General features: G+C 36.5%; 18 protein-coding genes. 12 read left to right on the top strand and 6 right to left on the bottom strand.

The annotated features are described in order from the left end of the window. Window positions 1–50: 50 nt before the first annotated feature. Together dacB and FW781_RS02855 are read left to right on the top strand one after the other, a co-directional pair. The gene (gene dacB / locus FW781_RS02860) at window positions 51–1424 is read left to right on the top strand and encodes a D-alanyl-D-alanine carboxypeptidase/D-alanyl-D-alanine endopeptidase (protein WP_149386024.1); all 1374 of its coding nucleotides are present in this window, start codon (window positions 51–53) and stop codon (window positions 1422–1424) included. Window positions 1425–1431: 7 nt separating this feature from the next. Next, window positions 1432–2598 (top strand): sensor histidine kinase, encoded by a 1167-nt coding sequence (locus FW781_RS02855; RefSeq protein ID WP_149386023.1) that lies wholly within the window; start codon window positions 1432–1434, stop codon window positions 2596–2598. 155 nt (window positions 2599–2753) lie between these two features. Here the strand turns inward: FW781_RS02855 and FW781_RS02850 are convergent, their stop codons facing one another. From FW781_RS02850 to FW781_RS02830, 5 genes are all read right to left on the bottom strand, one after another. Further along, complete coding sequence (locus tag FW781_RS02850) at window positions 2754–4610, bottom strand: M61 family metallopeptidase (protein ID WP_149386022.1); 1857 nt, start codon at window positions 4608–4610, stop codon at window positions 2754–2756. A gap of 131 nt (window positions 4611–4741) precedes the next feature. Next, on the bottom strand, window positions 4742–6373 hold the full coding sequence (locus tag FW781_RS02845; RefSeq protein ID WP_149386021.1) for a M1 family metallopeptidase: 1632 nt from the start codon (window positions 6371–6373) through the stop codon (window positions 4742–4744). Between the two features lie 135 nt (window positions 6374–6508). Beyond that, window positions 6509–9469 carry a reprolysin-like metallopeptidase gene (locus tag FW781_RS02840; protein WP_149386020.1) on the bottom strand — a complete coding sequence of 987 codons (2961 nt, stop codon included), beginning with the start codon at window positions 9467–9469 and terminating at the stop codon, window positions 6509–6511. Window positions 9470–9688: 219 nt separating this feature from the next. Next, window positions 9689–10516 (bottom strand): twin-arginine translocase subunit TatC, encoded by an 828-nt coding sequence (gene tatC, locus FW781_RS02835; RefSeq protein ID WP_172625647.1) that lies wholly within the window; start codon window positions 10514–10516, stop codon window positions 9689–9691. Window positions 10517–10650: 134 nt separating this feature from the next. Then, a complete protein-coding gene (locus tag FW781_RS02830) occupies window positions 10651–11610 on the bottom strand; it encodes a KpsF/GutQ family sugar-phosphate isomerase (RefSeq protein ID WP_149386019.1) in 960 nt (319 codons plus the stop codon). A gap of 158 nt (window positions 11611–11768) precedes the next feature. Here FW781_RS02830 and recQ point away from each other — a divergent pair, with 158 nt between their 5' ends. From recQ to FW781_RS02795, 7 genes are all read left to right on the top strand, one after another. Continuing rightward, window positions 11769–13973, top strand: coding sequence for a DNA helicase RecQ (recQ, locus tag FW781_RS02825; RefSeq protein ID WP_149386018.1), 2205 nt, complete (start codon window positions 11769–11771; stop codon window positions 13971–13973). Window position 13974: 1 nt separating this feature from the next. After that, window positions 13975–14529, top strand: coding sequence for a hypothetical protein (locus tag FW781_RS02820; RefSeq protein ID WP_149386017.1), 555 nt, complete (start codon window positions 13975–13977; stop codon window positions 14527–14529). Window positions 14530–14539: 10 nt separating this feature from the next. Continuing rightward, entirely contained in the window at window positions 14540–15619 is a 1080-nt protein-coding gene (locus FW781_RS02815; RefSeq protein WP_149386016.1) for a glycosyltransferase, read from the top strand. 65 nt (window positions 15620–15684) lie between these two features. Next, window positions 15685–16029 carry a hypothetical protein gene (locus FW781_RS02810; RefSeq protein ID WP_149386015.1) on the top strand — a complete coding sequence of 115 codons (345 nt, stop codon included), beginning with the start codon at window positions 15685–15687 and terminating at the stop codon, window positions 16027–16029. Window positions 16030–16080: 51 nt separating this feature from the next. Further along, window positions 16081–16467: a cupin domain-containing protein gene (locus tag FW781_RS02805; RefSeq protein WP_149386014.1), complete on the top strand. Its 387-nt coding sequence runs from the start codon at window positions 16081–16083 to the stop codon at window positions 16465–16467. 130 nt (window positions 16468–16597) lie between these two features. Further along, entirely contained in the window at window positions 16598–18001 is a 1404-nt protein-coding gene (gene lpdA, locus FW781_RS02800; RefSeq protein WP_047374277.1) for a dihydrolipoyl dehydrogenase, read from the top strand. A 121-nt stretch (window positions 18002–18122) separates the two neighbouring features. Beyond that, window positions 18123–18977, top strand: coding sequence for a DUF4476 domain-containing protein (locus tag FW781_RS02795; protein WP_149386013.1), 855 nt, complete (start codon window positions 18123–18125; stop codon window positions 18975–18977). A gap of 80 nt (window positions 18978–19057) precedes the next feature. Here the strand turns inward: FW781_RS02795 and FW781_RS02790 are convergent, their stop codons facing one another. Continuing rightward, window positions 19058–19444, bottom strand: coding sequence for a hypothetical protein (locus tag FW781_RS02790; protein ID WP_228720124.1), 387 nt, complete (start codon window positions 19442–19444; stop codon window positions 19058–19060). A gap of 196 nt (window positions 19445–19640) precedes the next feature. Here FW781_RS02790 and FW781_RS02785 point away from each other — a divergent pair, with 196 nt between their 5' ends. From FW781_RS02785 to FW781_RS02775, 3 genes are all read left to right on the top strand, one after another. Then, complete coding sequence (locus FW781_RS02785) at window positions 19641–20465, top strand: CvfB family protein (protein WP_149386012.1); 825 nt, start codon at window positions 19641–19643, stop codon at window positions 20463–20465. Window positions 20466–20725: 260 nt separating this feature from the next. Continuing rightward, the gene (locus tag FW781_RS02780; RefSeq protein WP_034695556.1) at window positions 20726–21319 is read left to right on the top strand and encodes a TetR/AcrR family transcriptional regulator; all 594 of its coding nucleotides are present in this window, start codon (window positions 20726–20728) and stop codon (window positions 21317–21319) included. An 89-nt stretch (window positions 21320–21408) separates the two neighbouring features. Next, a complete protein-coding gene (locus FW781_RS02775; RefSeq protein ID WP_047385339.1) occupies window positions 21409–22761 on the top strand; it encodes a TolC family protein in 1353 nt (450 codons plus the stop codon). The last annotated feature ends 6 nt before the right edge of the window (window positions 22762–22767 follow it).

The raw sequence follows: 22767 nt of genomic DNA, 5'->3' as shown, positions 1-22767 counted from the left end.
GGTTGTGAAGTGTATTGAAAACCTTTGCATTTAGACCAAATAACAATTTAATGAAAAAAACACTTGCTGTTCTCACACTCTCTGTACAGATGGTTGCAGCGCAGAATATTGCCCAGAAACTGGATAAAGTAACCAAGGATCTCATGGATTCTTCAGGAACGGTTTCTTCCAGTTTATCATTTTATGTTTCAGATGAAAATGGCAATTTTATATATGAATATCAGGGAAGTAAAGGCCTTTCTACTGCTTCTACACAGAAAATTTTTACTGCTGGTGCTGCCCTGGAAACCTTAGGCAAAAATTATACTTTTACCACTACTTCAAGCTATTCTGGAAATATATCCGGAGGAACACTGAATGGAAACCTTTTCATCAGTTCCAATGGTGATCCTACATTAGGAAGCTGGAGATATGATGCCTATAAACCTGAGAATTTTAAAAAGAAGCTGATTGAGGCCCTTAAAAACTCAGGAATTACAAAAATATCCGGAGATCTGGTGATTGATGATTCTTATTTTGACCATCAGACCATTCCGGGAGGCTGGCCTTGGGATGATCTTGGAAATTATTACGGAGCCGGTGTATGGGGAATCAACTGGAAAGAAAACCAGTTTGATATCAATATTAACGGAACCGATTTTAAAAACTTTTCTTATCCTTTGGAAGGAGTGAAATGGCTGAATGATCTGAAAGCCGGGGGAAGTTCTGACCAGAGTCTTATCTTTACCGCACCTCATTCCGAGGTAGCGTTGATTAACGGAATGCTTCCGGCAGGGAAAACGGTTACGGTTTCCGGTTCTACACCTAATCCGCCTTTACAGCTGGCAGCAGAAGTGAAGCAATGGCTGAAAGAATCGGGAATTGAGATTTCAGGAAAAGCAATAACGAATTCACAGCTTGAAATAGAGGGAAAACAGGCATTGGAAGCGCCTAAAAATAATATTCTTTTGACTTATCAATCTCCGACGCTGGATAAGATTGTGTATTGGTTTCTAAGGAAAAGTATCAATCTGTATGGAGAAACATTGATTAAAACCTTGGGAAAAGAGAAAAAAGGAAATTCAAGTTTTAAAAGCGGAGTTTCTTATCTGAAAGAATTCTGGAAATCAAAAGGAATCAATCCTAATATGATCAATTTTGCAGACGGAAGCGGACTCTCACCACAGAATTATGTAGCAGCAAAAGCAGAAGTACAGGCCCTTTTGTATGCTAAAAAACAATCATGGTTTGAAGCGTACTACGATGGTTTCCCGGTTCAGGAGAATGGAATGAAGATGAAAAGCGGAACGATGAGAGATATCAAATCTTTTGCAGGATACCACACCGCAAAAGATGGCAAAAAATATGTGTTTTCAATTATTATCAACAACTACCAGGGAAGTGGAAATGCAGAACTGCAGAAAATTCTGAATGTTTTAAAATAAAATAACTTTGAGAAAATCCATACTTACCAGACTGAATAACTGGATCATTTTTGTTGTTATGACTACTTTGGTGATTGCTATTGTAGTGGCTTCAACATCACTCATTAATTTTCTCAGAAAAGAGGAGATCAAAAGGATCAGCCTTCTTTCCAAAGCAATAAGAATACAGCAGGAAGTAAAGACTCCGGATACGGATGTTCTGGATCTGCTGCCCGATATCCTTAATATCAACAACACTATTCCGTTCATCGTAACGGATAAATACAAAAACCCTATTCTGGATCTCGGATATTACAGAAATATTCCCGAAGCTACGATAAAGAATCCTGAGAAACTTCAGGACCTGATCCGGAATATGGAGAAGAATTATGATCCTATTGAGATCAAAGTGCCGGATGGTAATAATCAGTTTGTCTACTATGACAACTCGCGTATGCTTAATAATCTTCGGTATTCGCCTTATATTTTAGGATTGTTTATTCTATTGTATTTCGGTTTTTCATTCTGGTTTTTCAGGACGATCAAAAAGACAGATGAGGGGTATCTCTGGGCAGGTCTGGCTAAAGAAACGGCTCATCAGATCGGAACACCTTTATCTTCCATGATTGGCTGGATGGAAATTATGAAGCTTGATAATCCTGAATCGGAAGGAGTACATGAGATAGAAAAAGATATTGAAAGACTGAGAACGATCTCAGAACGATTCTCAAAAATAGGTTCTGTTCCTGAACTTAATGACAGAAATTTCAATGAAACCATTCAGGAGAATTATGATTATTTGAAAACCAGAATCTCCAGAAAAATTAATTTTACTTTGAATCTCCCGACCTATACGCTCTTGGTTCCCCACAATAAAATTCTGATGAGCTGGGTAATTGAAAATCTGGTAAAAAATGCTGTGGATGCGATGAAAGGTGAAGGAGCTATTACGATGTCAATTTTTGAAAGAAACAAAAATATTCTGATTGAAGTAAAAGACAACGGAAGCGGAATGACAAAACAGCAGGCAAGAAATGCTTTTAATCCCGGATATTCTACTAAAAAAAGAGGCTGGGGATTAGGATTGTCATTGGCAAGAAGAGTAATTCATGAATACCATAACGGAGATATTAAGATTTCTCAGACTGAAGTAGGAAAGGGAAGTACTTTTAGAATTACCATTAAGAAAGAATAAAGGTTGCAAGTGAAAATATTTTTTTTACAAAACATAAACCTTATAGGTTTCTAAAACCTATAAGGTTTAAATTAAATAAGTGATAATAATAAAATACAACATATAGTATTCAGTATTTAAAAACAAAAAGCGGGGAAATTTCCCCGCTTTTCTTATTATTTTTTACCAGTGAGCCACTGTGTTTGCAGTTTCAGTTCTTCCGGAGTAGGATTCGCCTTAAATGTAGGCGTTTCCATTGTCATTTTATCCAGAATAGCCTTTCCTTTCAGCGTCATTTTCTCTTTCTTACCGGCATTATCTCTTAAAATCGTTACCGTAACGTCCTGTCCGTCTTTGATGGTTCTGGTATAGCCAATAAAGTCCTGTACATTTTTGATGTCTACTGTTTTTCCATCCAGAGCAAGTACCTGGTCTGTGATTTTAAATCCGATACTTTTTGCAAATGGAGACAGGGCAGAATGATCATCAAAGGCAAAAGCATTGGTCTTTTCATCAAAGCCTGTTTGGTTCGGGTCTTTGATAAACCAGAAAAGAGGATGACTTTCCTGCTTTTGGATGTCTACACCTACCATTTTCAGATATTCTGCATAAGGAGTAGGCTGGTTTCCTGCAATATATTTATTGTAGAAATCTTTTACCTGAGGATATCCGGTTATCGTTACCAGTTCGTCAATCAGCTTATCATCTTTGAAAGGTTTGTTTTCTCCAAATCTTTGAGACAGTTTTCTGATCATGTCACGATATCCCATCTCTCCGTTGGAAAGTTTTCTAAGCTCAATATCAAGACACATGGCCAGAAGAGCCCCTTTTTCATAAACATTTCTGTACTGATCCTTGTAAGGTTCAACCAATACATTTTTACTCATTACCGTAAACGGCATCGTATCATCATAACTTTTGGAGTTGGCAATCTTCTCACCCATTCTTTGAAGGAACTGATCTTTATTGATAAGACCTTCCTGGATCTGGAACAGGTTGGCAAAATACTCCGTTCCACCTTCGTACATCCATAAATGCTGAGACATCTTCGGATCTGCATAATCGAAGTAGTGAATCTCTTCAGAATGAGTCTTCAGAGGATTTACCGTATGGAAAAACTCGTGGGAAACCACATCTGTAATGGTATTGTCGATAGCATCTTTCGGCATAGCTTCCGGAAGTACTACACTTGTGGATTCATGGTGTTCCAGCGCTCCGAAACCTTTTACTTTAGGTCCGTCACCTCCGGAAAGATAAAGCATGATCGCATACTTTTTATTGGTATTCATATCACCCAGGAATTTCTTCTGAGCAACCACCATTTTTTCCAGATTTTCTTTGAAATCGGCAGCTTTGTATTTTCCTGTTGGAGAATATACTCCCAGTACCAGATCCATTCCTCCTGCATTGAAGGTAATATAATCCGGTTTTGTATACATCAGTGGAGAATCTGTTACCTTAGCATAGTTCGCAAGGGTATAGGTGTCTGTAGCATCAGATTTGTCCTGGTCTACCAATGCTGTTGTTCCGTAGAAATCTGCTGGCTTCTGAACAGTCAGCTGATAAGGAACATCCTGCATATTATCAATATATCCAATAAATCCGTGAGTATTGATCATATATACTTTACCCGCCTCAATATCGGTTCCCGATGGAGAAAATACGGCTTTATGCTTTGAAGTATCTAATTCATCATCAAAACTGTCATTCACAAGATAAGAGATTTTGGAAAGACCCTGCGCGTTTTTCAATGAATAAGTATTGTCATTTACTTTAGTGAAAGTAAGTTCTTTGCCTTTATTATCGTAAAATTTGATCCCTTCGATGAATCTTCCATAGTCGTCTACAGAATAAGTACCCGGAACCGTTTTGGGAAAATGAAATTTAACATCCCCGGATTTCATTTTCGGAAATTCCATGGTAACGGCTACTTTATCATCTTTTACATTGACCAGATCAATGGTTGTTTTTATAGACTGAGCATTTGCTAAAAAAGAAGCAAAAATACCGAGACTAAGTACTGTTTTTCTCATTACGTTTACATTAATAATTAAATAGTTGCTCTTTTTGTCATTTTGTTACGGAAAAAGTATTAAACTTTTCTTAAAATTTTAAAGCAAAAAAAGAAAGGCAAATCTGCTGACTGCAAATTTGCCTTTTTCTTTTACTTCTTATTGGAATAATTAATATAATAATTAGGATTAAGTTCAACCAGAGCATCTTTCTTAAGCTTTACGGTCTGCCATTCTTCCGTTGGATTGATCGTTTGATCACCATTGATAATTATTGGTAATTTCAGATTTTTTACCACATCTGTATAACGGAACTTTAAAGTATCCCCATTTTGGATGTACTCAAGAGTAGGTATTTTTATCGTTCTCAGGTACTGATCAAAAACAGTAGAAAAGTCAATGCCGGATTTTGATGAAATATAATTTTCAATCTGCTGGGTGGTAACAGTCTGATGATAAAAATCTTTATTCAGTCCTCTCAGAATCTGTCTGAACTTTTCATCATTGTTAATCACCTGTCTTATTGTATGAATCATGTTGGCTCCCTTCGGATACATATCTCCGCTCCCTTCATTTCTTACGCCGTACTGACCAATAATAGGAACATCATTGTCTATCAATTTCCTGATCCCCTGAACATAGATTTCTGAAGATTTTTTGTCCATATATTTTTCTGTGAAAAGAGTCTCGGAATAGTTGGTGAAACTTTCATGGATCCACATATCAGCCTGATCTTTTGCTGTAATATTATTGGCGAACCATTCATGGCCGCTTTCATGAATAATGATGAAATCCCAGTTTAATCCAACTCCTGTCCCTGAAAGATCTCTTCCAAGATAGCCATTCTGATATTTGTTTCCATAGGCTACATTACTCTGATGTTCCATACCAAGGTGAGGAGACTCTACAAGTTTGTATGAATCTTCATAAAACGGATACGGGCCAAACCAGTATTCAAAGGCTGAGAGCATTGGTTTTACCTGCTGAAACTGTTTTTTCGCTTTATCCAGATTATAGTCAAGTACCCAATAATCCAGGTCCAGTTTTCCTTTTTCACCCTCAAATACATCTTTAAAATTTACATATTTTCCTATACTCGGGATAATGGAGTAGGCGTTGATAGGATTCTTCACTTCCCATGTATAAGTTGTTTTATTACCAACTGTTTTTTTATCAGTTAGCCTGCCGTTACCTACACCTACCAGATCATTAGGAGTTACAATTTTCATAATGACTCCGTTATCAGGTTCATCGCTCCAGATATCTTTGGTAGGAAGCCATATGGAAGCTCCTATTCCCTCGTCAGCAGCAGTCATCCATGGATTTCCTTGTTCATCTTTAGTAAAAACCCATCCGCCATCCCAAGGTGCTTTTTTAGCTATGGTGGGGTTTCCGGAATAAGTAACATTGATGGTATATTTTTCGCCTTTTTTGAATTTTTTATTCGTAGTAATGAAAACAAAGTCTCCGTCCTGTTTATAATTGGCAATAGGAAAGCTTCCTTCCACTTTATCAGCTTTCATCGGCTGTTGAAAGTCGATCTGGAAAACAGGATTGGTAATATCTTTGATGATCTCAAAGCTGATTATATTATTTCCTTTAATGCTTTTCTGCTCAAAATCCGGTTCTACGGAAAGATCATATTTTTTGACGTCCCAAAAATTCCTGAATTCAGTATTGGAGCCCTTTAAAGTATCCTGTTTGGTGAAAACCTTACCCTTTTCAAAGAACTGTCCGAAAACAAGTCCTGATGCAAATATCAGGGTATATGACAACTTTTTCATTTAAACTTTTATTAATAATCTTTTCAAAAGTATAAAATTAAATCAATAGCACATACCGGAAATGCAATAAAATATTGATTTTGGGAAGGCATAAAAAAAGCCCGGTCAATGCCGGGCTGTAAAAATTGTTAGATTTTATTTTTTGATGAATTTAAGGTTCGTAGTGGTTCCTTTATCTTCAATTGAAATAATATAAGCTCCAGTGCTTAATTTTGAAACCTGGATTTTATTATCGTTAATCTGGCCGTTCATTACTTTCTGACCTGCCATATTGGTAATGATAAACTGAGCTTTAGATGAAATCTGAGTGACATTCAATACATCACTTGCCGGGTTAGGGTAAATCTGAATTGAGCTCTTGTCTTTTATGGTCTCACTGGTAGAAAGCTGCTGTTGGATCAATACCGGATAATCCTCAACTTCACCATATTGCTGGTTGCTGCATCCGCTGTTTGGCTGGCTTTCATATCCAAGTACAACTCTCATAATTACATTTCCTCCCGTATAAGCATCTGCTGGTACTGAGAATGTTCCTGAAACAGGTGTTGCTATACTAGGTGCACTGGTGTAGATGACTTCCGATGAAGAGAATACTCCGTCTTTGTTGAAGTCTATCCATGCTGTTACTCCATCATTATACTGGGAACCTGTCCATCCTTTGCTAATACTTACATTGTTACCTGAGGATCCGGACATCAGGGTGATCAGTTTCGTAGGGTCTGTAGTGTAGTCTGTATAAGGAGTGTTGTTGCTGCTGTTTGAAACAGGGCTCATTCCCGCACCGGTTACGGTAACATTGGAAATATACTCATCCGCTGCATTTGTTCCAGTTATTGAACATTTAGTAAATGGAGATGTTGTAAAATTCGTTGATGCTGAATAAGAACCTACAGAGGCTCCACAAACATTCGCTACCTGTACTTCATATTGGGTGGCTTCAGTAAGGCCTGAGATGTTATAAGCATTGGTTGAAACAGGAACGGTAGTCCATGTTGCTGTTCCTACTTTTCTATACATTACAGAATACGTTGCACCCACTAAAGCTGTCCAGTTTACAGATGCTGAAGTTCTGGTAATACCTGTTACTGTAATACCTGCCGGAGCAGATGTTGTACAGGCACTTGCAGATGCAGAAACGGTGGCATTTCCAACAGCGTAGAACACATTATCAATTGCGCTTACTCTTATTTTTACGCTGGCACCTGTTGCCAAAGAAGAGAACGAAAACGGCTCGGCTCCGTCATTAGGTGTGGAAGCGTTAATTACCGTCCATGTAGTTCCATTGTCTGTAGTATAGTCTAATTTAACATTCTGTACATTATACGGAGCATTATTAGTGTTTACTACATCCCAGGTAACAGCTCCCGGAGTATTATTGTAAACTGTAGTTGATGTTACTTTGAAAGGACCTTCATTTCCTATATCCACTTTCGTCAGACTGCTTTGTGTCTGCTGTTGCGCAGCATTCGGATTATTATCTCTCACCGTTACCTTGAAATTCATAGTTCTTGGTATGTTGGATACGGTTTCCCAATCTGCAGCACTGGTAAGAGCACCATTAAGAACGTTTGTGAATTTAGGAAAATAACGTGTAGGGGAGGTTGTTGGCATTAGAGATCTGAAGTTTGCACCATTATTTCTGGTTGCACTTACTGGCCCAAAAGTAGAAGTAGCCAGGTCATATTGTTCCCATGTGTAAGTCATTGGATCATTTTGTGTATCTGCAGCAGAAGCTGTCAGTACAAAAGCGGTTCCTTTAGGAATCATTTTATTAGCCAATGGCTGTATAGAAGGCGGTGTATTGGCTACTGCTGTAATAGTGCCACAATCCTGAGCATTCACATATGCTCCTACTTCTTCAATGTTTTTGGTATGAAAATAAGCATCAGAATGCATCTGAACATTATAGTTGGTAATACCGGCGTATCCCATAATAGTAGACCCGGATCCCGGTTCCATGTGGGCACCATGTAAAGCAATAGACATTGTGTGCGCTGCACCGAACTGGTGACCGATTTCATGAGCCACAAAATCTATATCATAATTGTCTCCGAAAGGCTGATCTGGAGTGGATGGTGACGTGATTCCTGCACCTTTAGAAGTTGCATCATTGTTGCTTGCAGGATTTCTGCAGACATTTCCTACATCTCCGGCACTTCCACCACCACCTCTGTGACCAAAGAAATGTCCTATATCATATACATTGTTACCTACACCGGCAGTATTGGAAAGAGTTTGCTGAAGCTGCAGATTCCATGCACCGGGAGCACTATATGTTCCATTTGGATTTGTTATCACATTAGAATAAGGGTCTGTAGTAGGATCTGTAAATATGAGTTGTGGAAGATCCTGTACAATCATATGGATTCCAAAATCTTTTTCAAAAACACCATTTACACGGTTCATTGTAGCATTAATGCGGGCTGCAGCAGCAGGAACACCTCCTGCAAGTTGTGTGTATTCACCATTTACGGAGATGGCGATTCTATAGGTTCTGTATTTTTGTTCATTACTTTTATTAACATTACCTAGCCCGTTTAAAACATTTTTTGTTTTGAGCAGCTTATTCATTTCTTTCTTTGCCTTCTCAGGCTCAGAAGTTCTGCATTCAAAAGGATCTTCATGAGATTTGTTGGATTTGAAAAAGACTCCATATACATCCTTTTCTTTGTTGATAGGCTCTATGAATTCGTATTTGCCTGTATTGGAGTCAAAGGTCATAGATTGGAAATCGTTTGGTGCAGTACTGAACCGGATTTGCTTATGTGGGTTATCCAGTCCGATACCAGAATATGCTCCCAATTCATATCTGTCTGCCATAGACTTTTCTACTACAGGGGAGCTGTAAACTGAAAATCTTTCAATCCTTCCGTCGGCTGTAGGAAGGGAAACGATTACCGGGCTTCCTCCTTTTCCTGCTTCAGGAGTGTTTTTCAGTTGATCTCTCAATGCAGAAAGATCAAACTTGTAGGCATATTCTACCTTTACTTCTTTTCTTACTGGCGTGACTTTCTCCGAGACCGGTTCCCAGCGTTGTGCCTGTAAACCGCTCAGACTTAAGGCCAATGCACAGACGAAAATAATTTTCTTTTTCATATTTTTTATTTGTTATTGAAGTTTTAAATATAGTATGTTTTTTTAATCTTTTACTGATAATATCGTGTTAATTATTCCTAACTTTATAATATTAGCTAAATTTTATTCTTATTTTAAATTATATTAAGAATAAATATAATTAAGGTTGATTTTTTTAATAAAAAGCGCTATCATTCAATTGAATAATAGCGCTTAGATTTTTATTAGTGAAAATATTAGTTATTTCTGTACTGCCGGAAGATTTCCGTTACTTTTCTGTACTTTCTTATACGTGAATGTACACATCATAATACTGAATTCATACAGGATAAGCAGTGGAAATGCAGCCATCAGCATACTTAAAACGTCTGCCGGAGTAATGATTGCAGCAACTACCATAATCAAAACAATAGCGTGACGACGATATGTTTTCATAAATGTTGGGGTAAGGATTCCAATGCTGGTAAGGAAATAGATCAGAATTGGAAATAGGAAAATAACACCCATTCCTAAAACTACCTGTAAAAATAAGGTGGTATAATCACTTAAGTCATAAAGCGGAACGATAATGTCTGAAATTTTAAAAATAACCCCAAAATTTACTGCAAAGGGAAGGATCAGAAAATAACCGCATAATACTCCGGTCATGAAAAGAATCCATACCGCATTAATGATATAAATAGAATTTTTTCTCTCTCTCGGATGTAAAGCAGGGCCTATAAAACGCCACAATTCCCATACAATATAAGGAAATGCCGCTACCATTCCTCCAAAAACAGAAACAGCCATCATCACATTGAACTGCTGATACAATCTCTGTACACGAACAGGAAAGTCTTTTGGAAGGTGAATACTGTCTTCTCCTAAAATCATTCTTGAAAAATGATTAACCACTCTGAAGGTTGGGAAATCATTTCTGGTAGGGCCAAAAAAGATATGGTCCATAATCCAGTTAATATTAAAGCCAACCACAAAAGCCGCAATTATGATAGCAATAATCGAACGGATCAGATGCCCTCTTAATTCTCCTATATGCCCAAGAAAGGACATGTCTTTACCATCACTCACAGAATACAATTTTTAAAGCGCAAATTTATAAAAAAAATGACAGAAGTAAGCGTCTGCAGATTATTAGTTAAATTTTACTCTTAATCTGTACATCACCTTTCATGTATTAATCTCTGAACATTGGATTATATTTTCTAATTAATCCCTTCGTCCAGCAGTTTATGCAGATCTATAATCCCGAAATACTTTCCGTTTTCCGTTACAATAAGCTGGCCGATATTATTTTCCTTCAACGTTTTCATAGCTTCTTTGGCCAACGCATCTTTTTCAATAGTTCTTGGATGGGCAGACATAATATCTTTAGCCAATACCTTACTGATATCTTCTCCTTTCATCAGCATCCTTCTCAGATCTCCGTCTGTGATCACACCAATGATCTGATCCGAATGAGTTACCACTGTAATTCCGTGGCTTGATGCACTGATTGAGATAATGACATCTCTTATTGATGAATCTTCTGCAACCTGAGGTTTTTGAGAAGAAAGAAACTGCTCCACTTTTGAAGTCAGATTTTTTCCTAAGCTTCCTCCTGGATGGAATTTGGCAAAATCATTAGCCTTAAAATCATTCAACTCCATTAAAGCAACTGCCAAAGCATCTCCCAAAGCCATCTGGATGGTGGTAGAGCTGGTAGGTGCCAGTTTATTCGGACAGGCCTCAACGTCAACGTGAGTATCTAAAATAACTTCAGAAAACTCAGCCAGCTTACTCTTTTTATTTCCTGTCATCCCGATCAAGGCGGAAGAATAATCTTTTAAATAAGGAACCAGGTTGGCAATTTCAGGAGAATTTCCGGAATTTGAGATGCATAAAACAACATCCTGTTTCTGAATTACTCCCAGATCTCCATGGATAGCTTCTGAAGCATGCAGAAACTGTGAAGGTGTTCCCGTTGAGTTTAAGGTCGCTACAATTTTATTTCCTACATGGGCCGATTTTCCAATTCCTACCACAATAAGCTTTCCTTTTGCTGAGTTGATGATCTCTACTGCCTGTGCAAATTGATCATCAATTCTGTTTTTTAATTTTTCGAGTTCAGAAATCTCTATTTCTAAAGTGGTTTTTGCAATTGATATAATGTTGGTTCTATCCATTTTATGATAATAAGGTATACAAAAAAGTTTTTTAAAAACGTTATATTTTAAAAAGAATATTTAATATAAGTTTTATTTTTTATAAATTCGTTCGCTTTTATTTTAAGCAGAATTTTTATAACTTTGGGTGTGATGCAAATTTAGCAATAGAAAATTAGATGAGCGCAAAAAAAGCCAATTTATCAGGCGAATTGAAAAAGTATTTTGGGTTTTCTACATTTAAGGGCCAGCAGGAACAAATCATAGACAACCTTTTGAATGGGAAGGATATATTTGTTTTAATGCCTACAGGTGGTGGAAAATCATTATGTTATCAGCTTCCGGCACTTATTTCGGAAGGTACGGCAATTGTCGTTTCGCCCTTGATAGCGTTGATGAAGAATCAGGTAGATGCAGTAAACGGCCTTTCATCTGAGGATGGGGTAGCGCATGTATTAAATTCCTCATTAAACAAAACGCAGACCAAGCAGGTTTTTGACGATATCAAAAGCGGCAAAACCAAACTTCTGTATGTAGCTCCTGAATCATTAATAAAAGATGATTACCTGGATTTTTTGAAAGATGTGAAAATTTCTTTCTTTGCTATCGACGAAGCCCACTGTATTTCAGAGTGGGGACATGATTTCAGACCGGAATACAGGAATCTGAAACAGATTATAGACAGAATCGCCAATGTACCGGTGATTGCTTTAACGGCTACTGCTACTCCTAAGGTTCAGGATGATATCCAGAAGACTTTAGGAATGGCTAATGCATTAGTGTTCAAAGAAAGTTTCAACCGTCCTAATCTATATTATGAAGTATGTCCTAAAATCAATATAGATAAGGAAATTGTAAAGTTTATCAATCAGCGTAAAGGAAAATCAGGAATTGTATACTGCCTGAGCCGGAGAAAAGTTGAAGAATTTGCCCAGCTTCTGCAGGTAAACGGAATCAACGCGCTTCCTTACCACGCGGGTCTTGACCAGAAAGTGAGAGTTGCCAATCAGGATAAATTCCTGATGGAGGAAGTAGATGTAATTGTTGCAACCATTGCCTTTGGGATGGGAATTGATAAGCCGGATGTACGTTTTGTGATTCACTACGACTTCCCAAAATCATTGGAAAGCTATTACCAGGAAACCGGAAGAGCAGGAAGAGACGGAGGAGAAGGCCACTGCCTGGCATTCTACGACCCTAAAGATATTGAAAAATTAGAAAAATTTCTGGCACAAAAACCCGTTTCAGAAAGAGAAATCGGATTGCAGCTTTTAAATGAAGTGGTAGGTTATGCTGAAACTTCAATGAGCAGAAGACAATATATCCTGTATTATTTTGGAGAAAGCTTCGATCCTGTAAATGGAGACGGAGCCAATATGTGTGACAACTCATCCAATCCGCCAAAAGTAAAAGATGCCACTGCAGACTTAGAAAAATCACTGGAATTAATTAATGATACAGGAGAAAAATTTAAGTCTAAAGATCTTATTTCCGTGATCGTAGGAAAAGAAAATGCAGTGACAAAATCTTACAAACTTGAGCAAAGTTCTCACTTTGGCTTTGGAAAAGAAGAAAAAGATAATTACTGGAAAACAATTCTGAGACAGGCAACCGTTCAGAATTTTTTACAAAAAGATATTGAGACTTACGGCGTTTTAAAGATTACAGAAAAAGGCAAAACAGTCCTGAATGGTACTTCTAAAGATGTATTCTTAATCGCTGAAGACAGAGAATTTGACCTTACCCAGGCAAAAGCTGAGAGCGATCAGGTACAGCAGCAGGCTAGCGGGGGTATGGATCAGAACCTTTTTAATCTGTTGAAAGAACTTAGAAAGAAGGTTGCCAAAAAACATGGAATTCCACCATATACCGTGTTTATGGATCCAAGTTTGGAGGATATGACTGTTCAGTATCCGATTACAGTAGATGAAATTACCAAAATATATGGAGTAGGCGAAGGAAAAGCTAAAAAGTATGGTAAAGAATTCGCTGATTACATCAAAACATATGTAGAAGACAACAATATAGAACGTACTCAGGATATGGTATTGAAACAGGTGGCCAATAAATCGAGCCATAAAGTTTTCATTATCCAGAGTACTGATAAAAAGATTGACCTTGAAGATATTGCAAGAGCCAAAAACCTTTCTATGGATGAACTTCTGAAAGAAATGGAAAGAATCGTTTATCAGGGAACAAAGCTGAATATCGACTATTATATTGAAGATAATTTTGATGAAGACATCGTAGACGGATTTATGGAGTTTATGAATGAATCTGAAAGTGACAGCATGAAAGTATTGCTGGATGAATTCGGAGATGAACTTTCTGATGAAGAAGTGAGAATGCTGAGAATTAAATTTATCAGTGACGTTGCAAACTAATATGACTTTAAACAATAACGAAATCATTTTAAAAGAAATTCTTCCTAAGAAGAGTTTCTTTTTTAATATGACAGAAAAGTTGAGAACGGCTTTTTCTGTATTTTACTTAGCAATTGCAGTATTTCTTATTACGAGTATCCTAAATTCCGGTTTTTGGCTTTTTTCAATAATAGGGATAGGTGTTTTTTGTAGTGCTTTGTATATTACCATTTTCAGATGGATTGTCAAATATTGGAGACTTAAAAACAACTATTATATTATTACAAACCAGAGAATAGCTATTGTGGAAAAGGCAAATGGGAAGATTTTAAAGTACAAAAATTTGCATGAAATAGATCAGGTGAATGCTGAAATGAACACGAAGCATTTTGGCAATATTATCTTTGGGGAGCCTGAAAATATTTTTGGAAGGAATGATGAAAAATTTTCTTTTTTTGGAAAAAGAGGAGTTAATTTTGCTGAAGATAAATATGCATTTATAAGCGTGGAAAATATTAACGAAATTATTCCTGTATTTAATGAGTTAGGCTTGAAGGTTAATAAAACTTTTTACTAACTTTACACTGATGAAAAAGATATCTGTCATATTTATTCTGCCGGACTTAGAAACCGGGGGAGCAGAAAGGATTGTTACTACTATTGCGAATCATCTTTCCAGAGATCGGTTTGAACCCAAGATTTTGCTGTTACGTAAACAAGGCGGATATTTGAATTTTCTGAAAAAAGATGTTGAAATTATCGATATCAATACCGAAAGAATAAGACATTCTTTAAAGCCTATTTTAGGGGAAATCTACCGAAGAAAACCAGATATTGTTTTCTCAGGCTTCGGAGAGGTAAATGCTTACTTGTCCCTATTCATCAAACTCTTTCCAAGAACGAAATTCATTGCCCGGGAAACCAATGTTGTTACCCAGCATGTAACCCGTAAGGAGATTAAGTTTTTCTATAATTTCTACAATAACTATCAGAGAATCATTGCGCAGAGTGACGATATGATGAAGGATCTTGTTGATAATTTTAATATTAAAAAGAAAAAAATTGTCAAGATCAATAATCCTGTAGACTTTGATTTTATTGAAGATAAAATGGCCCTGTCTTTAAAGCCCGAATGCTTCAAATACAATTATAAAAATGTAGTGGCCATTGGAAACTTATCGTCCAGAAAAGGGTTTGATAACCTGTTGAAGGTTTTTTCCCGACTGAAGAATGAAAATATTATGCTTCATATTCTGGGTGATGGGAAAGATAAGGACATTTTACATCAGACCAAAGAGCTCTTAGGATTAAAAAAAGTGATTTTTCATGGCAGACAGGATAATCCCTACCAATATCTGAAATATGCGGATTTATTTGTACTTTCTTCAAGATACGAAGGATTTCCCAATGTACTTCTGGAAGCGGGGGCCTGTGGAACTTATTCTCTGGCCAACAACTGCCCGGGAGGAATCAATGAAATTATCCAGCATAATGTAAACGGTGAAGTTGCCAATATTGAAAACTATGATGGTTTTGCCCAGCAGATTGTAAAAGTATTGCAGAACAATTACAATAGAGATGCAATAAGAAACTCTATTAAATCAAGGTTTTCAAAGAATATTATTTTGGATAAATACGAAAAGGTATTGCTGGATTTAATGAAGTAGTATTGCCGGACTATTTGTCTTATGGTTTTTTATTTTCTTAAATTTGGGCAATAAAATAGATCGTAATGAATAAAGTCCCGAAAATAGGATGTGCTTGTGAAAAACCTGACTTCAATTATACAGAGTTTAGAAGTTCCGAATTAGGTATAGATCATACGAACGGAAGATATGGAGAAGTTTCTATTCAACAATGCAAACTATGTCAGAGAATATGGATTCATTATCTTGTTGAAAATGAAAGTTTTTCCAAGTCGGGAAGATGGTACAAAGGAATTGTTTCAAAAAAAGACCGTTCACAGATAACCCCGGAAAATGCAGTAGAGTATCTTGAAAGCCTTGAATGGTATGTATATGGCGGTTCATTTTTCGAAAGTACAGGTACATTCGGACAAGGAAAATTGAATGTATAATATTTCGTGCTGATTTAATAAAAATAAGCAGTAAAATTAAATACCCAATCAATGAAACCATTTATAATTGTTATTTTGATGCTGAATTCTGTTGTAATCATGGCTCAGCAGAAGACGATCTCCAGAAAAGAATTATTAAAGACTGCTCTTGATCAGAGTGTTAAGTCAGCAGAAATTCAGGAAATAACAATGGCTGCAGGTCTGCCCGCCCCCAAACATGTACATCCATGCCCGGTAGTGGGAATCATCAAGTCCGGAGAAGCTGTTTTTCAGATAGAAGGGCAGAAAAGCATTCTTCTTCGTGAAGGAGATGCTTTCTATGAACCTAAAAATACTACGATTCTCCATTTTGATAATGCATCAGCAGAGAAACCATTGGTCTTCACAGCAATTTATTTGAAGGAGGGGAGTGAGGAAAATATAAAATTCATAAAATAACATTTTTCATAAAACTAAAGCATATAATTATCATTTTTAAAATTGATAAAACTCACTTTGGTGCTTGGTAATTTATATGTAAATTTGTGAGAATTAAGATAGATAATAATAAACAAATTCATAGAATAACATGAGTCAATTCGATGTTACCGTAATAGGTTCTGGTCCCGGTGGTTATGTTGCTGCTATCCGTGCAGCACAATTAGGTTTCAAAACAGCAATTATTGAAAAATATTCAACTTTAGGCGGAACTTGTCTTAACGTTGGATGTATTCCGTCAAAAGCGCTTCTTGACAGCTCTGAACATTTCGAAAATGCAAAACACAATTTTGCAGGTCACGGAATTATCATCAATGAGCCGCAAGCGGATATTGCAAGAATGATCGAACGTAAAAACGAAGTGATCAAGCAAAATACAGATGGAATCAGCTACCTGATGAACAAAAACAAAATTACTGTTTTTGAAGGCGTGGGAAGCTTCGAATCTGCCACTCAGATTAAAGTGACAAAAAATGACGGTTCTTCTGAAACCATCGAATCCAAATATACAATCATTGCAACAGGTTCTAAACCATCTGCACTACCTTTCATCTCTTTAGACAAAGAAAGAGTGATTACTTCTACGGAAGCTTTAAACCTTAAAGAAATTCCTAAACATTTAGTAGTAATCGGTGGAGGTGTTATTGGTCTTGAACTAGGTTCTGTATACCTAAGATTAGGAGCTCAGGTAACTGTTGTAGAATTTATGGATAAAATCATCCCTGGAATGGATGGAGCTTTAAGCAAAGAATTGACTAAAGTTCTTAAAAAACAAGGAATGAAGTTTATGCTTTCTACTGCGGTTTCTGCGGTTGAAAGAAATGGAGATACTGTAAAAATCACCGCTAAAGATAAAAAAGGAGAAGAAGTAGTAGTTGAAGGAGATTACTGTTTAGTTTCTGTGGGAAGAAAACCTTATACAGATGGTCTTGGCCTTGAAAAAGCAGGGGTAGAGCTTGACGAAAGAGGAAGAGTAAAAGTAAATGACCACCTACAAACTAATGTTGCTAACATCTATGCGATCGGTGACGTTATCAAAGGTGCTATGCTGGCTCACAAAGCTGAAGAAGAAGGAGTTTTTGTTGCTGAAACATTAGCAGGACAAAAACCTCACATCAACTATAACCTGATTCCTGGTGTTGTTTATACATGGCCGGAAGTTGCAGGAGTTGGTAAAACTGAAGAGCAGCTGAAAGAAGAAGGGGTGGCTTACAAAGTAGGTTCTTTCCCAATGAGAGCATTAGGCAGAAGCCGTGCAAGTGGTGATGTTGATGGTCTTGTTAAGATTATTGCAGACGAAAAAACAGATGAGGTTTTAGGAATGCACATCATCGGAGCAAGAGCTGCTGACCTTATTGCTGAAGGAGTAATTGCTATGGAATTCCGTGCAAGTGCTGAAGATATCGCAAGAAGTTCTCATGCTCACCCAACGTATGCAGAAGCTATTAAAGAAGCTGCATTGGATGCTACAGGAAAAAGACCAATCCATATGTAATAATTGATTAAAAGATTTAATCATTTAAATATTTAAAAATTAAAGGCTGTTTCTCTTGATACAGCCTTTTTTATGTGGCTTTTGGCATGAAAATGGAGCTGGTTTTTTGAAAATTTCATGTATGAAAAAGATTTTTATCAGTGGGATGCTTTTAGCGGGGATCAGCTCTTTTGCCCAGGAAGCAGGTAAGGTTGGAGAGTTATTAAAGAATGAAGCTTCTACCTCAGAAATGAGATCTCCCAAAAGTTTAAATGAAAGAAATAAAACTCCTGATGGGAGGAGACCTGGAAATAATACGATTCCTCAGAGCAATAGAAATACACATCCCAATTATCAGTGGAACAGAAACTATGGCTATGCGGAAGTTTTTCTGAGAATTCCTGAGCAAGGCTTTTTTACTGTTGAAATTGGAGATCAGATGATAGCCAATGGTTTCGGCAAATACAGGTTCTTTGATTTGTCGTCAGGAAGAATGCCTGTTTCTATCTACGAAAATGGTTTTCTGATTTACAGAACTACGCTTATGCTTCGCAATAATAACAGAATGGTGCTGGATTTTTTTACCAACGAAGGTTTATATCTACTGGATTCTTATCCCGTTCAGGGCCAATATGGCTTCAATGACTGGAATGATGTATGGAACAATCCTTACGGAAACCAGTCCGGAGATGGATATAATCAGGGTAATGTAATGGATAATAATTCTTTCCGTCAGTTTTTTGATATGATGATGAGGGATGAGAAGTTTGATGATGGTAAGATAGCCATGATCAATCAGCAGATGCGCACTTCAATGTTTACTTCTGCGCAGATAAGAGATCTGGTAAAAGCCCTTAGTTTTGATAATAAAAAGTTGGCACTGGCAAAGTCTATGTACCGAAATTGTGCCGATAAAAACAGGTATTTCATGGTGTATGATGCCTTTGATTTTGAAAGCAGCAAACAGGAACTGATGGATTATATTTCAAATTTATAATATTCAATAGGAACGGTCTTTAGCCCGTTTTTATTTTTTATAACAATTCCATTGGTTTCAGCCAAAGCCTATGTTTTTGATTATATTATTTTCAGATTATCGTAAAACTTAGAATGTTTCGGAGCAATATTGAACTGTATTCCAAAGGTTACTCCTTTAAAATATTTATCTCTGTGAATAGGAAAAGCATATCCGCTATTCAGAAATATAGCATTAAATAACGAGACACCTATTCTTGGTTCTAATGAATAAGGATTGCCAGATATTCCAAACAGAAATCCGGCACGGATAAAGTTGATATTCATCTCCGGAATAAATTTATCTGTGTCATTAACATGGGTGTAAAGCAGAGACGGTCCCAGAATAACAGAACCATCATAGCTATCTCCAAATCTGTATTCTAATCCTGCCTGCAGAACATTTCTTCCGGTATATCGGTAAGAAATATTTATTGCTGTTTTTTCCAATAGCTGAGCTTTTGAAAAGACAACAGAAAAAAGTTAAGACAGAATAAAATATTGTTTCATGTTTTGTTTTTTATTCAAATGTACATGTTTTACAGCCTTTATAAAAGGTTAATAAGAATCATCCGAAGATTATAATGGTATTGACTAGGTTGGCATCTTCAAATTTCCGTACCTTTGTCAGCTAATTTTATCATCAATGCAACTCGGAAAAACTCAGACTTTAACAATTTCAGAACAAATTAATTCAGGATGGATCCTCGTGGACGAATCCGGAGAAAAAGCTTTTCTGCCTAAAATCTTTACTCAGGATGAAAAAAAAATAGGCGATGAAGTTGAAGTTTTTGTATACCAGGATGACGATAAATTAAAGGCAACTACTGAAATTCCATTGGCTGAAGTAGGAGAATTTGCGGTGATGAGCTGCGTACAGAGTCTTCCAACCGGAGCTTTTATGGATTGGGGAATTATTAAAGATTTATTTATCCCTTACAAACAGCAGAAAACCAAAATCATCGAAGGCAAAAGATATCTGGTTTATGTTTATGTAGACGAAGATATGGAGCTGATTACAGGTACTACAAAGTTCAAGAGAAATCCGCAGTATAATGATCTTCCGTTTCAGAAAGGAGACAAAGTAGATCTGCTTATGATGAACGAAAGTGAGCTGGGCTGGAACGTTATCATCAACAAACAGTACATTGGTTTGATATATGCTTCCGATGTTTTCAAAAAATTATATCCATTATCTGAAGAAAGCGGGTATATCAAAACTATACGTGAAGACGGAAAAATAGATATTTCCTTACAGCCTGAAGGATTTGAAAATATTGACGAGTTCAAACAGAAAATCCTGACCAAACTTGAAGAAAATTATGGACTTCTTTATGTTTCAGATAAATCTTCTCCTGAAGAAATTCAAAATGAACTTCATATGAGTAAGAAAAACTTTAAAAAAGCGATCGGAGGACTTTATAAAGATAAGATCATCGATATTCTTGAAGATAAGATCAAATTATTATAAAAAAAACGAGCAGAAATTTCTGCTCGTTTTTTTGTTATTCACTGTTTTTGATCAGAAGTCATCCATTGTAGATTCTTCCGTCAGAAAAGCTCTTTCCACTAATCCTGCCTAAAGAGAAACCTTTCTTTAGATATTTCCTATTACAACTTTTACATGTAAAAACATGATGGATGTCATAACAATTATGTTTAATTTTTTTGTTTAACAATTTTGTCAAAAATAAATTTTAGTATAAATTTGCACAAATTTGTTTAACAAAAATGTCAAATCAAGCAAAAAAAGACCAAACACAGGAATTGATCAAGGAGACAGCGAAGAATTTGTTCTTTGTGAAAGGAAAATTTGATGCTACTACGCAGGAGATTGCAGATGAAGCAGGAGTGAACAGGACCCTTATTAACTACTATTTCCGTTCAAGAGATAAGCTGATTCAGATCATCTTTGATGAAGCGCAACGAGTAGAACAGGAAAAATCGAAGATCATTCAGAATTCTGATCTGCCTTTTAAAGAAAAGATCAGCCAATTCATAGAAAGCAGTCTTTCTACGAGCCTTCAGTATCCGTATCTGGAAACGTATATCGTATCGCAGATCAATAAAGGAACCTGCCATCAAAGAGAAATTGAAGAAGATATCCTGAATGATATGTATAAGGATATCGAAAAAGAAATGGAATTGGGAAATATAGAAAAAATGGCACCTGTTCAGTTTATTCTTAATATGGTTGCTCTATTAGTATTCCCAAGTGCCATAAGACCATTATTTATGGAGAATTTATTAATTAATGATGAAGAATATGATAAGATTATTTCTGAACGAAAAGAGATTATTATCAATATGTTGTTCAAAAACTAAAAAAAACTAAAGTATTTCTGAAAATGATTCGTCATTTAGAAATAAATAATGACTGAAAATTAAATAAAAAATAAACGAAGTATAAAATTATGAATAGAAAACGTATAACTGCTACAAAGCTAAAAATTGGGATAGCTTCAGCATTTATGATTTTCGGCTCTACATTGATGTCTGCCCAGCAGCAGGTTTCCCTGCAGGAAGCTATAAAACAGGCACTTCAGAATAAGGCAGAAGCTAAAAAAGCTGCTTTACAGATAAAAAAAGCCGAATACAAGATTGATGAGGCCAGAGCCGGTGCTCTTCCACAGGTCAGTGCGACGGCGGGTTTAACTTATAACCCGATTATTCAGGAATCTTTGCTGGAATTTGGAGGAGAAAAAATCAGAGCTCAGTTTGGGCAGCCTTGGGGTTCAACAGCTTCTGTACAACTTCAGCAGGCAATTTTTGATCAAAGAGTATTTACAGGACTTAAAGCTGCAAAATCAACAAGAGAGTTTTATGTACTGAATGCTCAGTTAACCAACGAACAGATTATTGAAAATGTAGCAACAGCTTATTATCAGGTATTTGTACAGGAGGAAAACCTTAAAACGGTAACGGCCAGCTATGCCAACACTGAAAAAGTAAGAAATGTTATTAAAAGTTTGGTTGATAACGGTTTGGCAAAATCAATTGATTTAGACAGAACAAATGTTCAGCTTACGAATATTGGTTCCAATAAGCAGACTTTAATCAACTCTGTTGAACTTTCAAAAAATGCTCTGAAGTTTTATATGGGAATCCCGATTTCTACAGACATCGAGCTTGAAGAAAAAGAGATTGAACCAAAACCTGAGCTGATTGCAAGCAACGTAAATCTTAATGATCGTACAGAGATCAAAGTTTTAAATAAAAACAGGGAGCTTTTGGTTTTCAATAAAAAAGCAACCGAAGCCTATCTTTATCCATCAGTAAATCTTACTGCGAACTACGGATGGGGAGCAAACGGAGCAAAATTCCCGCTGACAAACGGTCTTAGTAAGGGCGTTCTTTGGAGTGATTATTCAGCAATTGGGTTGAATGTAAATATTCCTATTTTCACGGGAGGAGCTACCAAAGCAAAAATCAATCAGGCTGAAATTGATATTCAGGATCTTGATGTTGATATTGAAAATACTCAGTTGAGCTTAAGTTTAGATTATAAAAATGCAGTTACCAATATGGAAAATGCATTGATTAATATTGAAAGCATGAAAGATAATGTAGGATTGGCAGAAAGAGTTCAGAAAAATACCCAGTCAAATTATCAATATGGGTTAGCAACCCTTACAGAGGTGCTGGATTCTGAAAATGCTTTGACACAGGCAAAACAGAACTATTCTAATGCATTGCTGGATTACAAACAGGCAGAGATCAAGCTGATAAAAGCAAAGGGTGAACTAAACACACTACAAAACTTATAATAAACT

This window comes from Chryseobacterium panacisoli, from assembly GCF_008274625.1.
GTDB lineage: Bacteria > Bacteroidota > Bacteroidia > Flavobacteriales > Weeksellaceae > Chryseobacterium > Chryseobacterium panacisoli.
This window is presented reverse-complemented; position numbering and strand designations above follow the sequence as displayed.

What these genes read in the sequence shown, in the direction of transcription:
- dacB (WP_149386024.1), top strand. Translation starts at nt 51, where the DNA reads ATGAAAAAAACACTTGCTGTTCTCACACTCTCTGTACAGATGGTTGCA.
- FW781_RS02805 (WP_149386014.1), top strand. Translation starts at nt 16,081, where the DNA reads ATGAAACCATTTATAATTGTTATTTTGATGCTGAATTCTGTTGTAATC.
- FW781_RS02840 (WP_149386020.1), bottom strand. Translation starts at nt 9,469, where the DNA reads ATGAAAAAGAAAATTATTTTCGTCTGTGCATTGGCCTTAAGTCTGAGC.
- FW781_RS02780 (WP_034695556.1), top strand. Translation starts at nt 20,726, where the DNA reads ATGTCAAATCAAGCAAAAAAAGACCAAACACAGGAATTGATCAAGGAG.
- FW781_RS02775 (WP_047385339.1), top strand. Translation starts at nt 21,409, where the DNA reads ATGAATAGAAAACGTATAACTGCTACAAAGCTAAAAATTGGGATAGCT.
- FW781_RS02820 (WP_149386017.1), top strand. Translation starts at nt 13,975, where the DNA reads ATGACTTTAAACAATAACGAAATCATTTTAAAAGAAATTCTTCCTAAG.
- FW781_RS02845 (WP_149386021.1), bottom strand. Translation starts at nt 6,373, where the DNA reads ATGAAAAAGTTGTCATATACCCTGATATTTGCATCAGGACTTGTTTTC.
- FW781_RS02785 (WP_149386012.1), top strand. Translation starts at nt 19,641, where the DNA reads ATGCAACTCGGAAAAACTCAGACTTTAACAATTTCAGAACAAATTAAT.
- FW781_RS02815 (WP_149386016.1), top strand. Translation starts at nt 14,540, where the DNA reads ATGAAAAAGATATCTGTCATATTTATTCTGCCGGACTTAGAAACCGGG.
- recQ (WP_149386018.1), top strand. Translation starts at nt 11,769, where the DNA reads ATGAGCGCAAAAAAAGCCAATTTATCAGGCGAATTGAAAAAGTATTTT.
- FW781_RS02850 (WP_149386022.1), bottom strand. Translation starts at nt 4,610, where the DNA reads ATGAGAAAAACAGTACTTAGTCTCGGTATTTTTGCTTCTTTTTTAGCA.
- lpdA (WP_047374277.1), top strand. Translation starts at nt 16,598, where the DNA reads ATGAGTCAATTCGATGTTACCGTAATAGGTTCTGGTCCCGGTGGTTAT.
- FW781_RS02810 (WP_149386015.1), top strand. Translation starts at nt 15,685, where the DNA reads ATGAATAAAGTCCCGAAAATAGGATGTGCTTGTGAAAAACCTGACTTC.
- FW781_RS02795 (WP_149386013.1), top strand. Translation starts at nt 18,123, where the DNA reads ATGAAAAAGATTTTTATCAGTGGGATGCTTTTAGCGGGGATCAGCTCT.
- FW781_RS02830 (WP_149386019.1), bottom strand. Translation starts at nt 11,610, where the DNA reads ATGGATAGAACCAACATTATATCAATTGCAAAAACCACTTTAGAAATA.